Source organism: Streptomyces sp. NPDC038200, assembly GCF_055600785.1.
Window position 1 is genome coordinate 23,425 of record NZ_JBVJYH010000005.1, and the last position, 22,073, is coordinate 45,497.

General features: G+C 73.1%; 14 protein-coding genes. 9 read left to right on the forward strand and 5 right to left on the reverse strand.

What is annotated here, in order from left to right:
• The first annotated feature begins 92 nt into the window (after positions 1-92).
• Complete coding sequence (locus tag ACZ7KF_RS12330; RefSeq protein ID WP_471072320.1) at positions 93-626, forward strand: hypothetical protein; 534 nt, start codon at positions 93-95, stop codon at positions 624-626.
• A 384-nt stretch (positions 627-1,010) separates the two neighbouring features.
• Here ACZ7KF_RS12330 and ACZ7KF_RS12335 read toward each other — a convergent pair whose 3' ends face one another.
• Positions 1,011-1,334 (reverse strand): bifunctional 3-phenylpropionate/cinnamic acid dioxygenase ferredoxin subunit, encoded by a 324-nt coding sequence (locus ACZ7KF_RS12335; protein ID WP_471072323.1) that lies wholly within the window; start codon positions 1,332-1,334, stop codon positions 1,011-1,013.
• A gap of 301 nt (positions 1,335-1,635) precedes the next feature.
• On the opposite strand from ACZ7KF_RS12335, the gene ACZ7KF_RS12340 reads away from it, so the two are divergent.
• The 7 genes from ACZ7KF_RS12340 (at position 1,636) to ACZ7KF_RS12370 (ending at position 12,461) form a co-directional block, all read left to right on the forward strand.
• A complete protein-coding gene (locus tag ACZ7KF_RS12340) occupies positions 1,636-2,475 on the forward strand; it encodes an IclR family transcriptional regulator (protein WP_471072326.1) in 840 nt (279 codons plus the stop codon).
• 372 nt (positions 2,476-2,847) lie between these two features.
• A complete protein-coding gene (locus ACZ7KF_RS12345) occupies positions 2,848-3,933 on the forward strand; it encodes an S-(hydroxymethyl)mycothiol dehydrogenase (protein WP_471072329.1) in 1,086 nt (361 codons plus the stop codon).
• A gap of 150 nt (positions 3,934-4,083) precedes the next feature.
• Positions 4,084-6,672, forward strand: coding sequence for a GcvT family protein (locus ACZ7KF_RS12350; protein ID WP_471072332.1), 2,589 nt, complete (start codon positions 4,084-4,086; stop codon positions 6,670-6,672).
• Between the two features lie 10 nt (positions 6,673-6,682).
• Positions 6,683-7,813: an aromatic ring-hydroxylating oxygenase subunit alpha gene (locus ACZ7KF_RS12355; RefSeq protein WP_471072335.1), complete on the forward strand. Its 1,131-nt coding sequence runs from the start codon at positions 6,683-6,685 to the stop codon at positions 7,811-7,813.
• The gene (locus ACZ7KF_RS12360) at positions 7,806-9,272 is read left to right on the forward strand and encodes an aldehyde dehydrogenase family protein (RefSeq protein ID WP_471072338.1); all 1,467 of its coding nucleotides are present in this window, start codon (positions 7,806-7,808) and stop codon (positions 9,270-9,272) included. The genes ACZ7KF_RS12355 and ACZ7KF_RS12360 overlap by 8 nt, the downstream gene beginning before the upstream one ends.
• Before the next feature lie 19 nt (positions 9,273-9,291).
• Complete coding sequence (locus ACZ7KF_RS12365) at positions 9,292-10,875, forward strand: APC family permease (protein ID WP_471072341.1); 1,584 nt, start codon at positions 9,292-9,294, stop codon at positions 10,873-10,875.
• A 32-nt stretch (positions 10,876-10,907) separates the two neighbouring features.
• Positions 10,908-12,461, forward strand: a complete 1,554-nt coding sequence (locus ACZ7KF_RS12370) for a GMC family oxidoreductase (RefSeq protein WP_471072344.1) — start codon at positions 10,908-10,910, stop codon at positions 12,459-12,461.
• A gap of 67 nt (positions 12,462-12,528) precedes the next feature.
• On the opposite strand, the gene ACZ7KF_RS12375 is transcribed toward ACZ7KF_RS12370, so the two are convergent.
• From ACZ7KF_RS12375 to ACZ7KF_RS12390, 4 genes are all read right to left on the reverse strand, one after another.
• Positions 12,529-17,181 carry a hypothetical protein gene (locus ACZ7KF_RS12375; RefSeq protein ID WP_471072347.1) on the reverse strand — a complete coding sequence of 1,551 codons (4,653 nt, stop codon included), beginning with the start codon at positions 17,179-17,181 and terminating at the stop codon, positions 12,529-12,531.
• 70 nt (positions 17,182-17,251) lie between these two features.
• Complete coding sequence (locus tag ACZ7KF_RS12380; protein WP_471072350.1) at positions 17,252-18,130, reverse strand: hypothetical protein; 879 nt, start codon at positions 18,128-18,130, stop codon at positions 17,252-17,254.
• 169 nt (positions 18,131-18,299) lie between these two features.
• Positions 18,300-19,829: a hypothetical protein gene (locus ACZ7KF_RS12385; RefSeq protein ID WP_471072353.1), complete on the reverse strand. Its 1,530-nt coding sequence runs from the start codon at positions 19,827-19,829 to the stop codon at positions 18,300-18,302.
• 69 nt (positions 19,830-19,898) lie between these two features.
• Positions 19,899-20,606 carry a GntR family transcriptional regulator gene (locus tag ACZ7KF_RS12390; RefSeq protein WP_471072356.1) on the reverse strand — a complete coding sequence of 236 codons (708 nt, stop codon included), beginning with the start codon at positions 20,604-20,606 and terminating at the stop codon, positions 19,899-19,901.
• Between the two features lie 126 nt (positions 20,607-20,732).
• Here ACZ7KF_RS12390 and ACZ7KF_RS12395 point away from each other — a divergent pair, with 126 nt between their 5' ends.
• Positions 20,733-22,070: an MFS transporter gene (locus ACZ7KF_RS12395; RefSeq protein ID WP_471072358.1), complete on the forward strand. Its 1,338-nt coding sequence runs from the start codon at positions 20,733-20,735 to the stop codon at positions 22,068-22,070.
• Positions 22,071-22,073: the final 3 nt, after the last annotated feature.

The following is a 22,073-nucleotide window of genomic DNA, read 5'->3' on the forward strand; positions in this document are numbered from 1 at the left end:
CGTAGAACAGCGCAAGCCGGGCAGCCACTGGGGAGTCGGGGTCTTCGGACGCCGGGGCGAGCGGTCTGCTGGCGGTGGGGAGTGACACGGTGATGGGCACGGCGGAGCGGCGCGAGGCGCCCGACGAGAGCGTGGCGGAGCGCTCGCAGGCGCGGCGGGGCCAGGAGGCGCCGGATCGGGGCACCCGGGCGCCTGTGCGCGTCATGGAGCCCGCCGACGACGAACTGCGGCAGCGTTACCGGACCTTGTGGGTGGAGGAGCCCGCGCGCCGGCACCCGATGCCCGATCCGGTGCGTACGGCGGCGGTCCGGGCGGTGCTGGTCATAGCGGTGACGCTGATTCAGGCGATGGTGGCGTTCCTGTGCACGCTGGCCGGGTCGTGGCTGGCGTTCCCGATGGTGATCAGCGGTGTGGCGAGCACGGTGGTGGCCACCTGGGCCGTGGTCGACGTGTGGGTGACCCGTCAGGTGTGGAACCAGCGGAACGGCGTGGTCTCCGAACCGAGCAGCACGGCCCGGGCCCTGCGGCGGGAGCGGCGCGCCCGGCGCCGTCAGGAGCGGGCGGCCGTGCGGGAACAGGAGCGGATACGCCGGAGCGGCGGCACCGGGCAGCTGTCCCACTCCTGACCCTGATCCGGCGCACGACACTCGGGCCGAGGGCTGCCCGGAGCGGGCGCCCGGGCCGCCGGGCACCGGCCCGCGAAGTGGATCCGGGAGCCGTACCGGTCGGACCGGGCATACGGCACCGTGCGGGCGGTCGCGAGGGTGCGGCCGGTGAGCAGGGTGGTCACGGCGGGGCGGGGCTGCTCGGTGGCGGAGGGCCAGTGCTCGGCCCGGGTGCCGCCGGCGCGGGCCAGGTCGCCGACCGCGACCACCCGGGGCAGGGCCGTCACGCAGCCCTCGTCGCACAGCACGCCGTCGTGCGGAGCGAGTGCCGAGCCCGCCGGCCAGGCGGGGCGGGGGAGGGGCGGCCGGTGCCGGCGGCGGCCGGGCTCCGGTGCCCGGCGGCGTTCATGCGGCCGTACCTTCCTGCGCGCCGAGGTGGACGTGCACGACGCCGTCCTCGACGGTGACGCGGTGGGTGCGCACGGGGTGCCGGGCCGGCAGACAGGTCGGCTCACCGGTGCGCAGGTCGAAGGCGGCCGCGTGCAGCGGGCACTCGACCAGGCAGCCCTCCAGCCAGCCCTCGGAGAGGGACGCGTCCTGGTGGGTGCAGGTGTCGTCGATGGCGTACAGCTCGCCGTCCTCGGTGCGGAACACGGCGATCGGCGGCGTGGTCGCGAGGCGGACGGACTCGCCCTCGGGGAGGTCTTCGAGGCGGCAGACGGGAATCACGGGCCCCCCTCTCGGTCCGGGACACTCGGTCCGGGACCTGCTCGGTGCAGGCGTCAGGGATGCTGCCGGGCGCCCGGACCCACGTCGGTCCGGCCCGGTGAAGTGGCACGGGAGCGTCGGACCGGTCGACGGTCCGGGTGGTCCGGCACCCTTACGGGATGCGGACACTTCGGTAACATGATGTTTCGCATGGCGCACGATCCAGCGCTATGCGCAACAGAATCCGGGCGGGACGACCGTCGCGTCAAGGGCTTCCCGCAGATGCGGCCCGAACCGGGCCACAGGTGGTGAGAGTTGAGCCATGCCCCGCACGCAGAAGCAGTCCGACCGCGGCGAGGAGACCACGCCGACCCCAAGGACCCCGGAGAGGCAGAACGGCCGCGGAGCGGTCAGTGCGGTGCAGTCGGTGGACCGCGCCGTGAGCGTGCTGGAGATCCTCGCCCGGCACGGCGAAGCGGGTGTCACCGAGATCGCCGACGAGCTGGAGGTCCACAAGTCCACGGCGTTCCGGCTGCTCGGCGTCCTGGAGAACCGCGGCCTGGTGGCGCAGGCCAAGGACCGCGGAAAGTACTACCTGGGGGCCGGCGTCCTGCGCCTGGCGGGGGCGGCGGCAGTACGTCTCGACATCTCCCAGGAGGGCGTCCCGGTCTGCCGGGAGGTCGCCGACGAGCTGGGCGAGACGGTCAACATCGCCGTGCTCGACGACGACGCGGCGGTCAACATCATGCAGGCCCGTGGCACCGCGTCCGTGACCGCGCAGAACTGGCTGGGCAGGCGCACGCCCCTGCATGCCACGTCCAGCGGCAAGGTCCTCCTCGCGCACATGCCGCCGACGCTGCGCGAGGGCCTGCTGGCACGCCCGCTGCCGCGGTTCACGGACCGTACGATCACCGCCGCCGGAATGCTCCGGGCCGAGCTGGAGGCCGTGGTCGGGCAGGGGTACGGCGTCACCGTCGAGGAGCTGGAACTGGGGCTCGCGGCCGTGGCGGCACCGGTGCGCGCGCACGACGGCAAGGTGATCGCGGCGATCAGCGTCTCGGGGCCGGTGTACCGGCTCAACACCGACCGGCTGCCCGAGGTGGCCAAGCGGACGGTCGCGGCGGGCGCGGAGCTGTCCCGGCGCATGGGGTACGGCTTCTGACCGAGGGGCGCGCGCCAGCGGAGCGCCGGACCCTTCGTTCCTCCGGCACACCCGCCCCGGAGGAGACCCCGGCCCGCGACACGGTCCGGACCACGGCGCGGGACCGGCGGCTCCGCCGGTCCCGCGCCGTCGTGTGTCGTCGTGTGTCCTCCTGCGTCGTCCTGTGTCGTCGTGTGCCGCGTGTAGGCGTGTGTCGCATGTAGTCGCGTGTCGTCGTGTGTCGCGTGTCGTCGTGTGTCCGAGAGGTTTCGCCCCGCGGGTTCCCTTTGCCAAGGGTTAACGCGCGCCCCTTGACGGCCCCATGACGCCGTTCTCACTATGTTCCCCATCGCGCAACCCATCGTGTAATGCGCAACAGCAGAGGAGCTTGTCGTGCCACACGAGGTCCGTGCCGTAGTCGCAGTGAAGAAGGGCGCACCCGTGGAGGTGCGGACGATCGTCGTCCCCGATCCGGGTCCTGGTGAGGTGCTCGTCGATGTGCAGGCCTGCGGGGTGTGCCACACGGATCTCCACTACCGGGAGGGCGCGATCACCGACGACTTCCCGTTCCTGCTGGGCCACGAGGCGGCCGGCACGATCGAGGCGGTCGGCCCGGGGGTCACCGACCTGAAGCCCGGCGACTACGTCGTCCTGGCCTGGCGCGCCCCCTGCGGCGACTGCCGGTCCTGCCGCCGCGGCCGGCCCTGGTACTGCTTCGACTCCCGCAACGCCGCGCAGCCCCTGACGCTGCTGGACGGCACTCCTCTCACCAACGCCCTCGGCATCGGCGCCTTCGCCGAGAAGACGCTGGTCGCGGCGGGGCAGGCGGTGAAGATCGACCCGGCCGCGCGGCCCGAGGCGGCCGGCCTCATCGGCTGCGGGGTGATGGCCGGTTACGGCGCGGCGGTCAACACCGGAAACGTCGGACGCGGTGACTCGGTGGCCGTCATCGGCTGCGGCGGTGTCGGCAACGCGGCCGTCGCGGGCGCCTGTCTGAACGGCGCCATGAAGGTGATCGCCATCGACATCGACGACAAGAAGCTGGACCAGGCGGAGAGGTTCGGCGCCACGCACACCGTCAACTCCCGGGGCACCGACCCCGTCGAGGCGGTGCGGGAACTGACCGACGGCCACGGCGTGGACCTCGCGATCGACGCGGTGGGCCGCCCCGAGACGTTCCTGCAGGCCTTCTACATGCGCGATCACGCGGGGCTGCTGGTCCAGGTCGGTGTCCCCGCGCCCGACATGAAGGTCGAACTCCCGCTGATCGACGTCTTCTCGCGCGGCGGCGCCGTCAAGTCGTCCTGGTACGGCGACTGTCTGCCGAGCCGGGACTTCCCGTTCCTGATCGACCAGTACCTCTACGGCCTGCTCGACCTCAACGCGTTCGTGTCCGAGACGATCGCCCTGGACCGGGTGGAGGAGGCCTTCGGCGCGATGCACCGCGGTGAGGTGCTGCGCTCGGTGGTGGTCCTGTGAACGCGCGCGGGGCCGCAGCCGCCGAACGGACTGTCACCTCCGGCGCCCGCGGCACCCGTCCCGCCGCCCCCTGCCGACCACGCGCCGCGAACGCCCCCGCCGCCTGAGCGACTCCCCGCACCTGCCATCCCCGCCACCACGAGGAGGGGCATGTCCAGCACGCCAGAGAACCACCGTCGCCCACCCGACGACCGTCCTCGCCGGCCCGAAGAGCGGCCCCGCTCCCCCGAGGACCGTCACCGCGTCCCCGCGGACCGTCACAGCGTCCCCGCGGACCGCCCCCGCCCGCCCGCGAACGGCCCTGGAGGGCCCCGCGTCGTCGTCATCGGCGCCGGCATCGTCGGCTGCTCCCTCGCCGACGAGCTGACGGCCCGCGGCTGGACGGACGTCACCGTCCTCGAACAGGGCCCCCTGCCCGCGCCAGGCGGTTCCACCTCGCACGCCCCGGGGCTCGTCTTCCGGACCAGCCCCTCCAAGACCCTCACGGAGTTCGCCCGGTACACCGTCGAGAAGTTCCGCTCCCTCGAAGTCGACGGCGTCCCCTGCTTCGACCGGGTCGGCGGCCTGGAACTCGCGACCACCCCCGAACGCCTCGCCGAGCTGCACCGCAGGGCCGGCTACGCGGCCTCCTGGGGCGTCCGGGGCGCGGTCGTGAGCACGGCTCGCTGCAAGGAACTCTGGCCGCTGCTGGACGAGTCGGTGGTGCTCGGCGGCTTCCACACCCCGGACGACGGCCTGGCCCGGGCCCTCCTCGCGTGCCGTGCCCAAGGGGACCGCGCCACCGCGCGCGGTGCCCGCTTCCTGGACCGGCACACGGTCACCGGCATCGAGCAACGGGACGGCCGGGTCACCGCGGTCGTCACGGACCGGGGCGCCTTCCCGGCCGACCACGTCGTCTCGGCGGCCGGCTTCTGGGGGCCTGTCATCGGCCGCATGGCCGGTGTCGACGTACCGCTCCAGCCCCTCGCCCACCAGTACGCGACGACCGGCCCGCTGGCCGGGCTGAGCGGCGCAACGGCCGAGGCCACGCGGCCCATCCTGCGCTTCCAGGACCGTGACCTGTACTTCCGGGAGCACACCGACCGCATCGGGATCGGTTCGTACGCGCACCGGCCGCTGCCGGTGGATCCGTTCGCGGTCCCGGCGTACGACGAGGCGCGCGCCCGGGACATGGAGATGCCGTCCTCGTACCCGTTCACCGCCGAGGACTGGGCGCCGAGCTGGGAGGACTGCCGCAGGCTGCTGCCCGCGCTGCGGGAGACGGAGATCGAGACCGGGTTCAACGGGGTCTTCTCCTTCACGCCGGACGGTATGCCGGTGCTCGGGGAGGCCCGGCGGCTGCGGGGGTTCTGGCTGGCCGAGGCGGTCTGGGTGACCCACTCGGCCGGGGTGGCGAGGGCGGTGGCCGAGTGGATGGTGGACGGGCGGCCGTCCGTCGATGTGCACGAATGCGACCTCACGCGGTTCGAGGAGGCGCAGCGCTCACCGTCGTACGTCCGCGAACGCGGCTCACGGCAGTTCGTCGAGGTGTACGACGTCCTGCACCCGCTGCAGCCCGTGGAACAGCCCCGCCCGCTGCGCATCAGCCCGTTCCACGCCCGTCAGGAGCGGCTCGGGGCCTTCTTCCTGGAGGGCACCGGCTGGGAGCGCCCTCACTGGTACGAGGCGAACGCCCCCCTCGTCGACGCCCTCGGCGAGCTGCCCCGGCGCGACGCCTGGTCGGCCCGCTACTGGTCCCCCGTCGCCGCCGCCGAGGCGCGGGCCACCCGTGAGAAGGTCGCCCTGTACGACATGACCCCGCTGCGCCGCCTGGAAGTGGCCGGCCCCGGGGCGCTCACCTTCCTCGACCGCATGACCAGCAACAACCTCCGCAAGAAGCCCGGTGCGGTCACCTACACCCTGCTCCTCGACGAGACCGGGGGGATCCGCTCCGACCTCACCGTCGCCCGGCTCGCCCCCGACCTCTTCCAGGTCGGCGCCAACTCCCCCGCCGACCTGGACTGGCTGCTCCGTCACGCCCCGGACGGTGTGCACGTCCGCGACATCACCTCCGGCACCTGCTGCGTCGGCGTCTGGGGGCCCCTCGCCCGCGCCCTCGTCCAGCCCCTGGCCTCGGACGACTTCTCCCACGAGGGTTTCGGCTACTTCCGGGCGAAGCAGACGTACCTCGGACACGTCCCGGTGACGGCGATGCGACTGAGCTACGTCGGCGAACTGGGCTGGGAGCTGTACACCACCGCCGACCTGGGCCTCAGGCTCTGGGACACGCTGTGGGAGGCCGGACAGCACCTCGGTGTCGTCGCCGCCGGGCGCTCCGCCTTCAACTCCCTGCGGCTGGAGAAGGGGTACCGGGCCTGGGGCACCGACATGACCGACGAGCACACCCCCTTCGAGGCGGGCCTCGGCTTCGCCGTCCGCATGAGCAAGGAGGACTTCGTGGGCAGAGCGGCGCTCCAGCGGGCCGGGGAACCCTCCCGCCGGCTCACCCCGCTGCTCCTCGACGACCCCTCCGCCGTCGTCCTCGGCAAGGAACCGGTCTATGCCGACGGCATCCCGGCCGGTTACGTGACCAGCGCCTCCTACGGCTACACGCTGGGCCGCTGTGTCGCCTACGCCTGGCTGCCGGCCGGTCTCGCCACCGGCACCGGTGTGCACATCGAGTACTTCGGCGAAAAGGTTCCGGCCACGGTCGCCGACGAGCCGCTGTTCGACCCGGAGATGACCCGCATCCGCCGATAGGAGGCGCCCGATGTCCCCGAGCCAGATCTCCCCCAGCCTCATCGCGACGCTTCCGGGCCACTACTACACCGACCCGGACATCTTCCGGCAGGAGCAGGAGTCGGTCTTCGAGTCCCTGTGGTTCTGCGCGGTGCGCGGTGCCGACCTGGACAAGCCGGGCGCCTTCCGCACCGTCCAGGTGGGCCGCGAGAACGTCATCGTCACCCGGACCCGCACGGGCGAGCTGCGCGCCTTCCTCAACGTGTGCCGGCACCGCGGGGCGCGGCTGTGCACCGAGGCGTCCGGCCAGGCGCGGCGCAACCTCCAGTGCCCGTATCACGCGTGGACGTACGACCTTGACGGCACATTGATCGCCGCCCCCAACTTGATCAAGATGCCCGACGTTGATCGAGTCGCGTACGGGTTGATCAGGGTGGCTCTGCGCGAGTGGCTGGGCTACGCCTGGGTGTGCCTCGCCGAGACGCCGCCCTCCTTCGAGGACACGGTCGTGCACGCGGCCGTGGAACGGCTCGGTGACGCCGCCGCCATCGGGCACTACGGCACCGAGGGGCTGGCCCTCGGCAAGCGCGTCACCTACGACGTGCGGGCCAACTGGAAACTGATCGTCGAGAACTTCATGGAGTGCTACCACTGCGCGACGATCCACCCCGAACTCACCGAAGTGCTGCCCGAGTTCGCCGACGGTTACGCGGCCCAGTACTACGTCGGGCACGGCGCGGAGTTCGGCGCGGGGATCAAGGGGTTCACGGTGGACGGCAGCGCCGGGTTCGCCAGGCTCCCCGAGGTGACGGCCGACCAGGACCGCCGCTACTACGCGATCACGGTCAAGCCGACCGTGTTCGTCAACCTCGTCCCCGACCACGTGATCCTGCACCGCATGTTCCCGCTGGCCGAGGATCGCACGAGGGTGGAGTGCGACTGGCTGTACGCGCCGGAGGTGGTGGCCTCGGGCGCGGACGTGTCGAAGTCCGTGGAGCTGTTCCACCGCGTGAACGTCCAGGACTTCGAGGCATGCGAGCGCACTCAGCCGGCGATGTCCTCCCGCGCGTACCGCGGGGGCGGAGTGCTGGTTCCGAACGAGCACCACATCGGCATCTTCCACGAGTGGCTGCTGACCCGGCTGGGAGGCACTCATGCCTGACCTTTTCATCGACGGCAGCTGGCGGGGCGCCCTGGACGAGCGCACCCGGGAGATCCGCTGTCCCGCCGACGGCTCCCTGGTCGGGGTCGTGGACGAGGCCGGCGGGAAGGACACCGTGGAGGCCGTCGCGGCGGCCCGGCGCGCCTTCGACACCGGCCCCTGGCCGCGCACGCCGGCCGCCGAGCGCGGTGACCTGCTCCTGCGGGTCGCCGGCCTGCTCGCCCGGGACAGGGAGGCCCTGGCCCGCGCCGAGTCCTTGGACACGGGCAAGCGGCTGGTGGAGAGTGCGTACGACATCGACGATGTCGTCGCCTGCTTCCGCTACTTCGGGCGGCTGGTCGCGAGCGAGACCGGGCGCGTGATCGACACCGGGCGGCCGGACGTCGACAGCCGGGTGGTGTACGAGCCGGTCGGGGTCTGCGCCCTGATCACGCCCTGGAACTACCCGCTGCTGCAGACCGCGTGGAAGGTCGCCCCCGCGCTCGCGGCCGGCAACACCTTCGTGCTGAAGCCCAGCGAGCTGACCCCGCACAGCGCCATCCACCTGGTACGGCTGCTGGCGGAGGCGGGGCTGCCGCCGGGCGTGGCCAATCTGGTGCTGGGCGCCGGTCCGGAGGCGGGGGCCCCGCTCGGCGACCATCCGGACGTCGACCTGGTCTCCTTCACCGGCGGTCTGCGGACCGGCCGCCGGCTGATGGCGGCGGCGGCCGGCACGGTGAAGAGGGTCGCGCTCGAACTCGGCGGGAAGAACCCGAACATCGTGTTCGCGGACGCCGACTTCGACGCGGCCGTCGACATGGCGGTGACGGCGGTGTTCCTGCACTCCGGGCAGGTCTGCTCGGCCGGGGCCCGGCTGCTGGTCGAGGACGCGCTGCACGACCGGTTCGTGGACGAGGTCGTGCGGCGGGCCGGGCGGATCCGGCTGGGCGGGCCGTTCGACGAGCGGGCGCAGACCGGGCCGCTGATCTCGGCGGAGCACCGGGCGAAAGTCGAGGCGTACGTGGCCCGCGGGCTCGCGGAGGGCGCGGTGCTGCGCTGCGGCGGCGCCCGGCCCGCCGGCCCCGGTCACGACGCGGGCTTCTACTACCTGCCGACGGTCCTGGACGCGTGCACGAGCGGCATGTCGGTCGTCCGGGAGGAGTCCTTCGGGCCGGTGCTGACCGTCGAACGGTTCACCGCCGAGGAGGAGGCCGTCCGGCTCGCCGACGACACGGTCTACGGCCTCGCGGGCGCCGTGTGGACCGGTGACGAGGCCAGGGCCGCCCGGGTAGCGGGGCGGCTGCGGCTCGGCACGGTCTGGATCAACGACTACCACCCGTACGTGCCGCAGGCCGAGTGGGGTGGCTACAAGCAGTCCGGGTCCGGGCGCGAACTCGGACCGGCGGGGCTCGCGGAGTACCGCGAGACGAAACACATCTGGCGCAACACGGCGCCGGCACCGCAGGGCTGGTTCGACTGACAGCCAGAGGAGTCCGCTCATGACGACCACCGAGCAATCGCCAGGCCCCCATCACCACGACGACACCGAACTCGCCGAGTTCGGGTACAGGCCCGAGCTCAAGCGCACGCTGGGCAACTTCCACACGTTCGCCGCCGGGATCAGCTACATCTCCATCCTGACCGGCACCTTCCAGCTGTTCTACTTCGGCTACGGCAGCGGCGGTCCGGCCTACTGGTGGTCGTGGCCGATGGTGTTCGCCGGCCAGTTCACGGTGGCCCTGTGCTTCGCCGAACTGGCCGCCCGCCACCCGGTGGCCGGCTCGGTCTACAACTGGTCGAAGAAGATCGGCAATCCGCATCTCGGCTGGCTGGCCGGGTGGATGATGTTGATCGCGTCCATCGTGTCCATCTCGGCGGTCGCGCTGGCCTACCAGCTGACGCTGCCCCAGATCTCGTCCACGTTCCAGTTCATCGGGGACGGCACCGGCACGTACGACGTGGCGACCAACGCGGTCGTCCTGGCGGCCGTGTTGATCCTGTTCACGACGCTGGTCAATGCGTTCGGCGTCAAGCTGATGGCGACGATCAACACGGCGGGCGTGTTCATCGAGTTGATCGCGACCGTTGTACTGATCATCCTCTTCGCCGTCCACATCACCCGGGGCCCTGACGTCGTCATGCAGACGAATCACACGGGATCGGGCTACTCGACGGGTTACCTGGGTGCCTTCCTCGTGGCCTCGCTGGCGTCCGCGTACGTCATGTACGGCTTCGACACCGCCGCCTCGCTCGGCGAGGAGTCCCTGGACCCGTCCCGGAACGCCCCTCGTGCGATCGTCCGCGCGATCGTCGCCTCGTTCGTCCTGGGCGGACTCGTGCTCCTGCTCGCGCTGATGAGCGTCTCCAGCCTCAAGGGCGACAAGCTGTCCACCGACGGCCTGCAGTACGTCGTGCTCGACGTGCTGGGCCCGACGGCCGGCAAGGCGATGCTGTGGTGCGTGCTGATCGCGGTCACGGTGTGCGCACTGGCCGTGCACACGGCGGCGATCCGGCTGGCGTTCGCGATGGCCCGGGACAACAACCTGCCCGCCTCCTCGCTGATGGCCCGGGTCAGCCCCCGCTTCCGGACTCCGGTGCTGCCGGCCGTGATCATCGGTGTGCTGGCGCTGGCGATCCTCGTGGTCAACATCCGCCAGCCGCAGATCTTCACGGTCGTCACGAGCATCGGCATCGTCATGATCTACCTCGCCTATCTGGGCGTGACCGCGCCGATGCTGGTGGCCCGGCTGCGCGGCAGGTGGCGGCCCGCCGAGGGCGGCAGGTTCTCGCTGGGCCGCTGGGGGCTGCTCGTCAACATCGTCGCGGTGGTGTGGGGCGCTGCCATGACGGTCAACCTGATCTGGCCGCGTGCCTCGGTCTACAACGCCTCCGCCCCGTACCACTGGTACCTGCGCTGGGGCGCGGTCCTCTTCGTCGCCGTCATCACGGGCGGCGGCTTCGCCTACTACTGGTCCGTCCAGCGGCACCGCACCGGCGTGCTCGCCGAGCACCGTCTGGATGCCGCGCCCGCCGCCCCCACCGATCCCCCCGCCGATCCCCTCGCCGCCCCGGCGGCCGACTGATCCCGCCCGATCCCGGCTGACCAGGAGGTCACATGAGCATCGATGAGTTCGACTACGTCGTGGTCGGCGGCGGCACCGCGGGCAACGTCGTGGCCGCCCGGCTCTCCGAGGACCCCTCGGTGACGGTGTGCGTGCTGGAGGCGGGCCCCAGCGACGTCGGCGACGACGACGTCCTCAGACTGGAGCGCTGGATGGGGCTGCTGGAGTCCGGCTACGACTGGGACTACCCGGTGGAGCCGCAGACCAGCGGCAACAGCTTGCTGCGGCACGCGCGCGCGAAGGTGCTGGGCGGCTGTTCGTCGCACAACTCCTGCATCGCCTTCTGGGCGCCCGCGGAGGACCTCGACGACTGGGCGGCCCAGGGCTGTACGGGCTGGAGCGCGGCCGACCTGTTCCCCCTCTACCGGCGGCTGGAGAACAACGACGCGCCCGGCGACCACCACGGCCGCACCGGCCCGGTGAGGCTGCGCACGCTGAAGGGCGGGGACCCGTGCGGCGCCGCCCTGCTGGAAGCCTGCGCGCAGGCCGGCATACCGACGGTCGCGTTCAACACCGGGAAGACGGTGGTGCGGGGAGCGAACTGGTTCCAGATCAACTCCGACGAGAACAACATCCGCCAGTCCTCGTCCGTGGCCTATCTCCATCCGGTGCTGGGCAAGCGTCCCCATCTCGACGTCCGGACGGGAGTGCGGGCCAAGAAGCTCGTGCTGGAGGGGCGACGCTGCGTGGGCGTGGAGTACCTGGACCCCGACCTGGTGCACACCCGCACGGTTCGGGCCCGGCGCGAGGTGATCGTCTCGTGCGGCTCGATCGACTCCCCCAAGCTGCTGATGCTGTCCGGCATCGGCCCGGCCGGGCATCTGCGCGAGGTCGGGATCGAGGTGGTGGTGGACGCCCGGGGCGTCGGCGAGAACCTCCAGGACCACCCCGAGGGCGTCATCATGTGGGAGGCCGGGCGGCCGATGCCCACCACCTCCAGTCAGTGGTGGGAGGCGGGCGTCTTCTACGACACCGAGCCCGGCCTGGACCGGCCCGACCTGATGTTCCACTACGGTTCGGTGCCCTTCGACCTGAACACCGCGCGCTGGGGCTATCCGACCTCGGAGAACGCGTTCTGCCTCACCCCCAATGTGACCAGGGCCCGGTCGCGCGGCACGGTGCGCCTGCGGACACGGGACTACCGGGACAAGCCCAGGGTGGACCCCCGGTACTTCACGCACGAGCACGACGTGCGCGTGATGACGTACGGGCTGAGGCTGGCGCGTCGTATCGCCGCGCAGCCGGCGTTGAGCGGGTGGGCGGGCGCGGAACTGGCGCCCGGTCCGGACGTGCGCTCGGACGACGAACTCCTCGACTACATCCACAAGACGCACAACACCGTCTACCACCCGTCCTGCACGGTGAGGATGGGCGCCGACGGCGACCCCTCGGCCCCGCTCGACGCGCGGCTGCGGGTCAAGGGGGTCGAGGGGCTGCGGGTCGCGGACGGCTCGGTGATGCCGGACCTGATCACCGTCAACCCGTGCATCACGACGATGATGATCGGGGAGAAGTGTGCGGACCTTCTGAAAGCCGACGCCTACTGACCCGCCGGCCCAGGTCGTGGGGCGGCCGCGGGACGCCTGCGGCCGGTCGCGCAGGTCGCCGCGCCCCTCACGGGGCGCTGCCGGCGGGCTTCTTGAACATCCGTGTCGCCGTGATCTCGCTGTGCACCGCTTCTCCGGCCCGGGGCTGCTGGGGCAACCCGGGCCGGAGGTGTTCCTCCACGCTGATGTACTTCAGGCCCGCCCTGAGGTCGGCGTCGTTGCGCAGCCGGATGACCAGCGGGAACTCGGCCAGAGCGGTCGTGTCGAACAAGCCCGTGGTGTACAGCAGCTGGACGCCCAGCGCATCGGACACGGCGCGCTGGAGCTCCAGCAGATAGGTCGCGTTGGCGCGGCCGATCGGGTTGTCCAGGAACAGCGTGCCGGCGTGCCGGTGCTTGTCCCGGCCCCGGTCGTTCGACCGCAGCGCGGCCATCGTGCAGTACAGGGCGATGGCGGCGGTGAGCAGCTGGCCGCCCGAGAACACGTCGCCCATCTGGCCGACGGGGACGCGCTCGGCGCGCAGTACGGCGTCGGGCTTGAGGATCTCGACGGCCACGCCCTTCGGCTGCAGGGCCGCCGCGACACCCCGCAGCAGCAGGGACATGCCGTCGCGGCGCAGGTCGGAGTTCTTCTTGACGGCCGCGCGCGTGGCGTCGTCGATGACCTCGCCGAGCCGTTCGACGAGCGTGGCGTGGTCCGGCTCCTCGAAGCGGATGCGCAGGAACTCCTGCCCGGACCACTCGCCCAGCCCTTCGGGCAGCCGGGAGAGCCGCTGTGCGGACCTCAGGGTCGCCAGGGCCGACTCCACGAGGCCCCGCAGCCGGTCCACGATCGAGTCGCGGTTGCGCTCCAGCTGGGCCAGCTCGTCGGTCAGGACGCGCAGCCGGGGCGCGAACGCGTCCGCCCACTTCTGGGCGTGCTCGGGCAGCGCGGAGGCGGGGAGTTCGCGGATCTGCTGCCGGGCGGGGGTGCGGACCTGCTCGTACCGCGTGGAGTTGGCGTGCCGGACGAGGACGTCGCTCGCCTCGCGCACGGCCGCCTCGGCGGCGGACAGGTCGGCGGCGCAGCCGCGCAGCGAACGGCGGGCCTCGGCTGCGGAGTGCCGGGCCTCCTCCGGGCTGCCCGGGTACGGCTCCGGTTCCTCCTGGTCCTCGTCGGGGACGTGTTCGCGCAGCAGGTCGCGGAGCATGGCGGCGATCTCGTCGAAACCGCCGGCCGCGTCCTCGGCGGCGCGATGGGCGTCCAGCAGCTCCGCGTGCGCCTCGCGGGCCTCGGCCAGCGCCTCGGTGCGGGCGGCGAGTTCGGCCGTGGCGGTGCGCAGCAGCGCCTGGGCGTGCTCGGCGTCGCGCGGGACGAGTTCCCCGGGCAGCTCGGTGTGCGCCTCGCCGTCCTCGGGCGCGAGCCTCTCCGTCTCACCGCGCAGCCGGCCGAGCTGCTCGCTCGCGGTCGACATACGGGTCTCCAGGAGCTGCACCAGCTCCTCCGCGCGTGCGGCGGCGGCCTGCCGGGACGGCCCGTCGGAACCGTCGGGCGACTGGAGCAGCTGCTCGGCGCGGGTGCGGACCTTGTTGCTGAGCCGGTCCAGTTCGGCGCGGGCGGCGCTCTCGTCGCTCTCCGCGCGGGCCTGCTCGGCGCGCAGGTCGGCGCCGACGCCGACCTTCTCGTACACCTGGGACGCGGCCCGGTAGGCCTCGCGGAGGGCGGGCAGGGACGACTTCGGGGCGTCCTTGTCCTCGACGGGTACGTCGTCGGGGGCGCCGGCGATCTCGGCGCGCTCGGCACGCAGGGCGCGCGCGGTACGGCGGGCGTCGTCGGCGGCGCGCTGGGCGGCCCGGCGGTCCTCGTCGGCGGCTCGGGCGCGCTCCAGGCAGACCTGGGCGCGGGTCTCCGACTCGGCCGCCTCGTCCGCGAGTTCGCGCAGTTTCACCTGCCAGCCGGCCCGCTCGCGAAGGCGGAAGGCGAGGCCGGCGAGGGCGTCGGCGGCGCGCCGGGCCTTCTGCGCGGCCTCCTGCCGCTCGTCACGGACGTGCACGGCCTCGGCGGCGGTCTCGTCCGCCTCCGCGCGCGCGGTCCGTGCCTCGGCGAGTTCGCCCTCGGCCTCCTCGGCGAACGCGCGGGCGTCCTGGGCGGCCCGGGCCAGCTCGGTGAGGCGTCCCGCCGGGCAGCCGGTACGCCAGGAGGCGAGCCGTGCGGCCAGTTCGCGGTCCTTGCCGAGGCGGGCGGCCAGGGTGCGGATCCCCTCGTCGCGTTCGGTGGCGCGGGCGCGCAGCGCCTGGCGTTCCTCGTCGGCCGCCAGCTCGTCGTGCATGGCCGGGTTCGGCGGCACGAGGAAGACGTCACCGGAAGCGGCGCCCTGGGCGGGGGGCGGGGCGAGCAGGGCGGCGGCGGTACCGACGGCGACCGCGGAGCGGGGCAGCAGGGCGGCGTCGCCGAGGGCCTCGCGGGCACGCGCGTGCGTGTCCGGGTCGGTGATGATCACGCCGTCGACCAGTTCGGGGCGGGCGGCGAGCACGCGCGCGTGGTCGGCCGGGTCGACGGCCTGGGCGAGGTAGCGCCAGCCGGGCAGCGCCGGAATGCCGTGCTCGCCGAGGAACTCGACGGTGGCCAGCACGTCCGGGCCTGGCGGCAGCAGGCCGCCGTCACCGAGGGCGCCGAGGATCCGGGCGTCGTCGGCGGCGGCCGTACGCAGGTCGAACAGGTGCCGTTCGGCGCTCGACACGGCGTCGTCGAGGAGTTCGCGCAACTCGTCGGCGTACCGGTCGAGTTCCTCGGGTCCGAAGGGTCCTTCGGCGAGGGCGCGGGGGCTGCTCTCGGGGGCCGGCACGCCGTCGTCCGCTCCCGTCCGCGGACCGGGCACGCGTGCGGTACCCGGCGCGCCCGGCAGGCTCAGCAGCTCCGCGAGCCGCTCCTCGGCGGCCAGCGACTCGGCCAGGCGCCGCTCGGCCTCGTAGGCCCGCTCGGCCGCGGTCGCCGCGTCCGCCGCGCGGGCCGCCGTCAGCTCGGCGCGGGACTCGGCGGAGGCCGCCTCGCGCGCGTGCTCGGTGACCTTGCGGGCGGCCTCGCGGGCCGCGTCCCAGGCGGCCACGGCGGTCTTCTCGGCGTCGCTGGCGGCGAGCGCGGCCCGCGCCGGGTCGGCGTCCGGGGCACTGTCGTCCAGCCAGCCCGCGCGGACCGCCTCGGCGGTCTCCTGCTCGACCTCGGCGAGGCGCTGGCGCAGGTGCCCGGTCTCGCTGCGGGCCCGCTGCGCCTCGGTGGCGGCGGCGGTGGAGTCCCGGTAGGCGCAGTCGCTGACCTCCTGGAGGGCGGCGGAGCGCTCCTCCTCCTCGTTGGCGAGGGCCTCGGCGCTCCCGGCGGCGGTGTGCAGGGCCCGTACGAGGTCCACGGCGGCCTTGGCGCGGGCGGCGAGCGCGGGGGCCGCGTCCCGTTCGGCCTCCTGGATGGCGGCGGACACCCGCGCGACGCGGTCGGCGGCGGCCCGGTGGCGCAGCACGGCTTCGGCGGCCTGCCATGCGGAGTGCAGGGTGCGGGCGTCGGCCAGCTCGCGCTTCTGCGCGGCGGCGGACTTCTCCGCGGCGGCCAGCGCCAGCGAGGCGTGCCGGTAGGCGAGTTCGGCGGCGACGAGAGAGCTGCGCTCGCGGGCGCCCTCGGAGTGTGTGACGGCGTACGCGGCGGCCGTGACCCGCTGGGCGAGGTCGGCGGCGCGGACCCGCTCCCGCACGGCCCGCGCGGACAGCCGCCGGGCCAGGGTGCGGGTGCGGCGCTCGGCGCCCGCGTGGACGTCACGCGCGCGTGCACGTGTCCCGGCCGCCTCCACGATCCGGCCGAGGAGATCGGCCGAGCCCGCGGTGAAGTCCCGTTCGGCGATCAGTTCGGCGCGCCGGCCGAGTTTGTTGCCGAAGCCGCTGACGAGGTCGGCGAGGCCGTCGGTGTCGCGGGTGTCGGTGACGGCGCGCAGCAGCAGGTCGGTGAAGTCGGAGTCCTTCTTGACCGCGAAGAGACCGGCCGCCTCGCCTTCGTCGGCGTTCATCTCGCGCTGGTAGCGGAAGAGTTCGGGGTCGAGGCCGAGGTCGCCGAGGTGCTCGGTCCAGCGCTCGTGGATCTCCTCCCAGTGCACCTCCAAGTGCGGGTAGGCCTTGCCGGCGTCCATGAGGGCGTCGCGGAAGCCCTTCATGGTGCGGCGGCGGCCGTGCGCGCCCGAGGCGCCCTCGGCGGGCGGGCGTACGGAGGTGGCCTCGGCGACGGGCAGGTTGTCCAGGCTGAGGCCGGGGCCGGGCCGGAAGGAGTACCAGGCCTCGGCGAACCTGCGCGGGTCGTTGGAGACCTGGCGCCCGCGCCACTCGCTGACCTTGCCGACCACCACGCACTCGCCGGTCTGCACGTGCTGCCACTCCAGGGCCACATGGCCGCAGTCGTCGGCGAGCAGGAACTTGCGCAGCACACCGGAGCTGGCGCCGCCGAGGGTGTTGCGGTGGCCCGGCAGCATCACCGAGAAGATCAGCTTGAGCAGGACGGACTTGCCGCCGCCGTTCTCCAGGAACAGCACGCCCGCGGGCGCGGGACGGCGCGGCGGGCCGGACGGCTCCTCCTCGAAGAACTCCGCCTGCATGGGCGCCGGGTCGGGCACGGGCTCGCCGACCCCCCGCAGGTCAAGCACGGTGTCGGCGTAGCGCGCACCGGCGGGACCGATGGAGTAGAGGCGGACCCGGGACAGCTCGTACATGGCGGACTCTCGTAAGTCTGGTGAAAGGTGCGGTGGTTCGGGAGTGTCCGGAGCTACGGGAGCTTCGGCGTCAGGAGTGGAACGGCAGCCCGGCGTCGGCCACCAGGTCCAGGTCGTCGGTGTCCTCGGCGGGCAGCAGGCTGGCCGTGCCGTCGGTGACCGGGACGACGCCCAGTTCCAGCAGTTCGGCCATGGCGGCGCTGCCGGCCATGTCGCGGACCTGGAGCTGGTAGCGGGCGGTGGTGCGGTACGTCCCGCCGTTGTCGTCGCCGGTGCGCTGCAGGAAACCCGAGTCGGTGAGGAAGGCCAGGGCCTTCGCGACGATGCCGGTGGTGGAGGCGGCCGGCCGGCGGGCGTCCTTGGTGGCGCCGGTGGCGCTGCGTCTGGCCCAGATCCGCCAGGCGGCTTCGAGGCCGGGCGCGTCCGTCGCCGGGTCGGTGTTCTCGCCCTGCTCCTCGGCGCGCTCCTCCAGACGGCGGCAGGCCTGCCGGACGAAGGCGTCGACGCCGTTGACGGTGACCCGGCCGATGTAGGAGTCGTCGGCCAGGTCCTCGGGGCGCGGGAACGCCAGCGCGGCGACGGCGAGATGGGCGAGACCGTGCAGGAACCGGTCGCCGGAGTCCGCGGTGGTGCGACGCGCGTAGTCCCCCATGCGAACGGCGAAGACGGAGTCCTCGGCGGCGGTCACCGCCATCCCCGCGCGTGGGGACACCTCCAGCACGACGAGCCCCAGTCCGGCGGCGACGGCGTCCGCGAGCCGGGCGAACGCCGGGTCCTCGCGGTAGCGGCGCAGCAGCTCGGTGTACTCCTGGTCGCGCGCGGGCACCAGCTTGGGCTGCAGTCCGAAGGCGACGAGCCGCGCCGCGTCGGCGGCGTCGGCGGGGGTGACGGCGGCGGACGCCGACGGGGCGGACGGCTCCGCCTCGCTCCACTCGACGGGCTCGCTCACGACTGCAACTCCTTGTTCTCGACACTGAGGGCGGGCACGACCTGCCCAGGGGCGCGGGTGACCGCGCGGCCGGTCACGGACGGTCCGCACGCGAGAGCCGCCCCACGGTCTCCCGGCGCCTCCGGTACTCCCGGTGCTTCCCGTGCTCCGGGCACTCCCGGCGGTGCGTTCACGCCGCCTCCGTCCGGTCCGCCGCCATCCCCGCCGCGTCCAGCAACGCGGTCCCCACGATCAGGTCCGCCCCGCCGAACTCGGGATCGTCCAGCTCGGTCCCGTCGTCCACGGCGAACAGCAGCTTCTCCTCGCCCTGCCGGTAGGCGGTGCCGACGGCGGGGCTGGCCGCGTGGACGGCCAGCAGAGCCACCAGATACGCCAGATCCGGGTCACCGGTGCGCCGGGCCTCGGTGAGCAGTCCCGACAGTCTGCGCGGCGCGTCCGCCGGCAGATCCAGCAGCTCCGTCGCCGCGGCCAGCTGCTCCTCGCTGAACCGGCTGTCGTCCGGCGTCGCGATCAGGTCGGGTTCGGGCATCTCCGCGCCCAGGTGCTCCCGCTCCACGGGCGGGGTCAGCAGTATGTCGACGAGGTCGCCGACCCGCACCGACACCGGCGTGCGCAGACCCGTGCCGCGTGCGAAGAACGCGTCCGTGACCCGGATCGCCTGCTCCAGGGGCAGCGGCAGGACCGGGGCGACGAGGTGGCCGTAGAGGTCTATCCCGGACGTCGACGCCGGCGTGGCGAAGGCCTGCCGGTCCTGTTCCGCGCGGAACAGCGGGCCCGCCTCCAGCAGACGCGACTGGAGCTGGGTGTGGCGCCGGATGCAGTCCTTGACGATGTCCACGAGGTCGGCGGCGCGGCGCTTGTGCTCGACGTCCTCGGTCTCGTCGCGTGCCTTGCGGATGTTGGTGAGGATGGCGTTCTCGTGGCGGTAGCGCTCGGCCACGTGGTCCAGGGCCTCGGCGATCATGTCGGGGACGGCGTTGAGCCAGTCGACCGCGCGGACGTTGCGCCGGGTGGCGTCCAGGGCCCGGCGGAGCGTCTCGGAGTACTGCACCGTGCGGTAGCGGGCCTGTTCGGCGGCGAGCTGGGCGTCGGCGAGCCGGCCGCGGTTGATCAGCACCTCCAGCTTGACCTCGGCGGCGATCTGGGCGCTGGTGACGTCGGTGTCGAGGGCACCGACCAGGACGTTGACCGCCTCGTCCGTCGTCCGCAGGTACACCGTGCCGCCGGGGCCGGGGACCTCCTCGATCAGCTTGAAGTCGTAGTCGCGCCGGACGTACGTGCCGTCCGGCGCGAAGGTGCCGTAGACCGCGCGGAAGCCGCGGTCCGCGCTGCCGACGTTGATCAGGTTCTCCAGGACCCAGCGGGCCACCCGCTCGTGCTCGGCGGCGGACCGGTGCGGGGCCTGGGCGGCGATGCGCGGGACCAGCCGGGCCACGATCTGCTCGTGGTCGGCGCCCGTGTCGAAGTCCATGTTCAGCGTGACCAGGTCGATGGCGGCCAGCGCCACCTCGGCCATCCCGTACACCGAGTACTCGCCGGCCAGGTTGGCCTTGCGCGCGTCCAGGTCGTGCAGCGGCGCGGTGCAGGCGAGCGCGCGCAGCCGACGCGCCAGCCCCTCGTCGGCGGCCGGACCCGGAGCCGGGCGCGGCCCCGCGCTGAGCTGGGGCGGAACGCTGTCCGTCGATGCAGGCGAAGTCACGGTGCACAGACTAGGTCCTCGGTCTGACAACAACCCAAACGACGCAGAAGCGACGGCCGTCACAGACCCTCAAGACGCGCCGGTGCCGTCCTCGCCCACCCGGCGCCGGTACACCTCCACCACCCGCTCCAGCGAGTCCGCCAGGTAGGTCTCCAGCAGCCGTTCCGCGCCGCGCCGGTTCCCGGCCTGGAGCGCCTGGAGGATCTGCCCGTTGCGGGCGAGGTACGGCTCGTGCAGCCGGCGCGGGTCGTCCACGACGTGGAAGGCCAGGCGCAGCTCGGCGAAGACGCTGCGCATCAGTTCGTCGGTGCGTTCGCTGCCGGCCAGGGCGACCAGTTCCCGGTGGAAGTGGATGTTGGCCGTACCCAGCCCTTTCCAGTCATGCTCCGTGGCCGCCGTCCGCCCTTCCTCGACCGCCGCGACCAGCCCTCCCAGCCGGTACGGCGGCGAGCCCAGGCCGCGGACGACGGCGCACTCGACGAGGGAGCGCGTGCGGTAGATGTCCTCGACGTCCTCGACGGTCAGGACCCGGACGAACACGCCCCGGTTGAGTTCGTGGATCAGCAGGCGCTCGTGGGTGAGCAGGCGGAACGCCTCGCGCAGGGTGTTGCGGGAGACGCCGAGCGCCCCTCCGATGCCGTCCTCCGAGAGGCGGGTGCCGGGCGGGAAGTACCCCTCGGCGATGCGGCTTCTGAGGATGTCCGAAACCCGTTCCGCGGTGCTGGTGCGGCCCAGAAGGACGCGGTCGCCGGCCAGTCCCGTCAGCTGCTCTGCCATGCCCGGAATTCAATCGCAGACACCAGAACGAAACAACGTGGGTATTGAAGGATCGTTGAACGATCCCCTACGGTGCTCCGCACGGCTCACTTCCCCGCACCCTCCGTCCCCCTCTGCGAGGTGCCCATGAGCACGACACCACCGCCCCGGCCCGCCGCCCCTGCCGGCGCCGCTCGGCCGACGCCCGGCGAAGGCACCGGCGAACACGCCGCCGAGGACGGCGCGTTCGGCTGGCTGCACGCCCTCGGTCCGCGCGGCCGGCGCGCGTTCGCCGGAGCTTTCGGCGGATATGCCCTGGATTCCTACGACTACTTCACACTGCCGCTGAGCATGGTGGCGCTCGCGGCGTACTTCCGTCTCGACAGCGGCCAGACGGGCCTGTTCACCACCGTCACCCTGGTGGTCTCGGCGGTCGGCGGCGCCGCCGCGGGCGTGGTCGCGGACCGGGTGGGCCGGGTCCGGGCCCTGATGATCACGGTGATCACGTACGCCGTGTTCACCGTCGCCTGCGGTTTCGCGCCCACCTACGAGACCCTGCTGGTCTTCCGCGCCCTCCAGGGGCTCGGCTTCGGCGGCGAGTGGGCGGTCGGCGCGATCCTGGTCGCCGAGTACGCGAGCGCGCGCCACCGGGGCCGTACGCTCGGCGCGGTCCAGAGCTCCTGGGCGGTCGGCTGGGGACTGGCGGCGATCGTCTACACGCTGGTCTTCTCGTTCGCCGACGACGACCTGGCCTGGCGGGTGATGTTCTGGACCGGTGCGCTGCCGGCGCTGCTCGTGGTGTGGCTGCGCCGCCGGGTGCACGACGCCCCCACGGCGACCGCGGCCCGCGAGCAGGACCCGCGGCGGGGCTCGTTCGCGGCGATCTTCCGGCCCGGCCGGGACGGCGCCCCGGGCCTGCTGCGCACCACGGTCTTCGCGAGCCTGCTGTCCACGGGCGTGCAGGGCGGCTACTACACGCTGGCGACCTGGGTGCCCACGTACCTGAAGTCCGAGCGCGGTCTGTCGGTGGTCGGCACCGGCGGCTATCTGACGTTCCTGATCTCCGGCGCCTTCCTCGGCTACCTGACCGGCGGCCACCTCACCGACCGGCTCGGCCGGCGCACCAACATCTGGCTGTTCGCGCTGCTGTCGGCGCTGTGCGTCCTGGCGTACGCGAACATCCCGCACGGCGCCGACACCCTGCTGCTGGTGCTCGGATTCCCGCTCGGCTTCTGCATGTCGGCCATCTTCAGCGGCTTCGGCTCCTATCTGAGCGAGCTGTACCCGACGGCGGTGCGCGGCACCGGGCAGGGCTTCACCTACAACACGGGCCGCGCGGTGGGCGCGGTGTTCCCGACCCTGGTGGGCTTCCTGGCGGACAGCTGGGGCGTCGGCGGCGCGCTGGTCTTCGGCGCGATCGGCTACGGACTCGCCGCGCTGGCGCTGCTGGGGCTGCCGGAGACGCGCGGGGAGGAGCTGGCGTGAGGC

Excerpts from the sequence above, each read along its gene's own strand:
- ACZ7KF_RS12390 (WP_471072356.1), bottom strand. The coding sequence starts at position 20,606 with ATGGCAGAGCAGCTGACGGGACTGGCCGGCGACCGCGTCCTTCTGGGC.
- ACZ7KF_RS12330 (WP_471072320.1), top strand. The coding sequence starts at position 93 with ATGGGCACGGCGGAGCGGCGCGAGGCGCCCGACGAGAGCGTGGCGGAG.
- ACZ7KF_RS12370 (WP_471072344.1), top strand. The coding sequence starts at position 10,908 with ATGAGCATCGATGAGTTCGACTACGTCGTGGTCGGCGGCGGCACCGCG.
- ACZ7KF_RS12355 (WP_471072335.1), top strand. The coding sequence starts at position 6,683 with ATGTCCCCGAGCCAGATCTCCCCCAGCCTCATCGCGACGCTTCCGGGC.
- ACZ7KF_RS12350 (WP_471072332.1), top strand. The coding sequence starts at position 4,084 with ATGTCCAGCACGCCAGAGAACCACCGTCGCCCACCCGACGACCGTCCT.
- ACZ7KF_RS12340 (WP_471072326.1), top strand. The coding sequence starts at position 1,636 with ATGCCCCGCACGCAGAAGCAGTCCGACCGCGGCGAGGAGACCACGCCG.
- ACZ7KF_RS12360 (WP_471072338.1), top strand. The coding sequence starts at position 7,806 with ATGCCTGACCTTTTCATCGACGGCAGCTGGCGGGGCGCCCTGGACGAG.
- ACZ7KF_RS12375 (WP_471072347.1), bottom strand. The coding sequence starts at position 17,181 with ATGTACGAGCTGTCCCGGGTCCGCCTCTACTCCATCGGTCCCGCCGGT.
- ACZ7KF_RS12365 (WP_471072341.1), top strand. The coding sequence starts at position 9,292 with ATGACGACCACCGAGCAATCGCCAGGCCCCCATCACCACGACGACACC.
- ACZ7KF_RS12395 (WP_471072358.1), top strand. The coding sequence starts at position 20,733 with ATGAGCACGACACCACCGCCCCGGCCCGCCGCCCCTGCCGGCGCCGCT.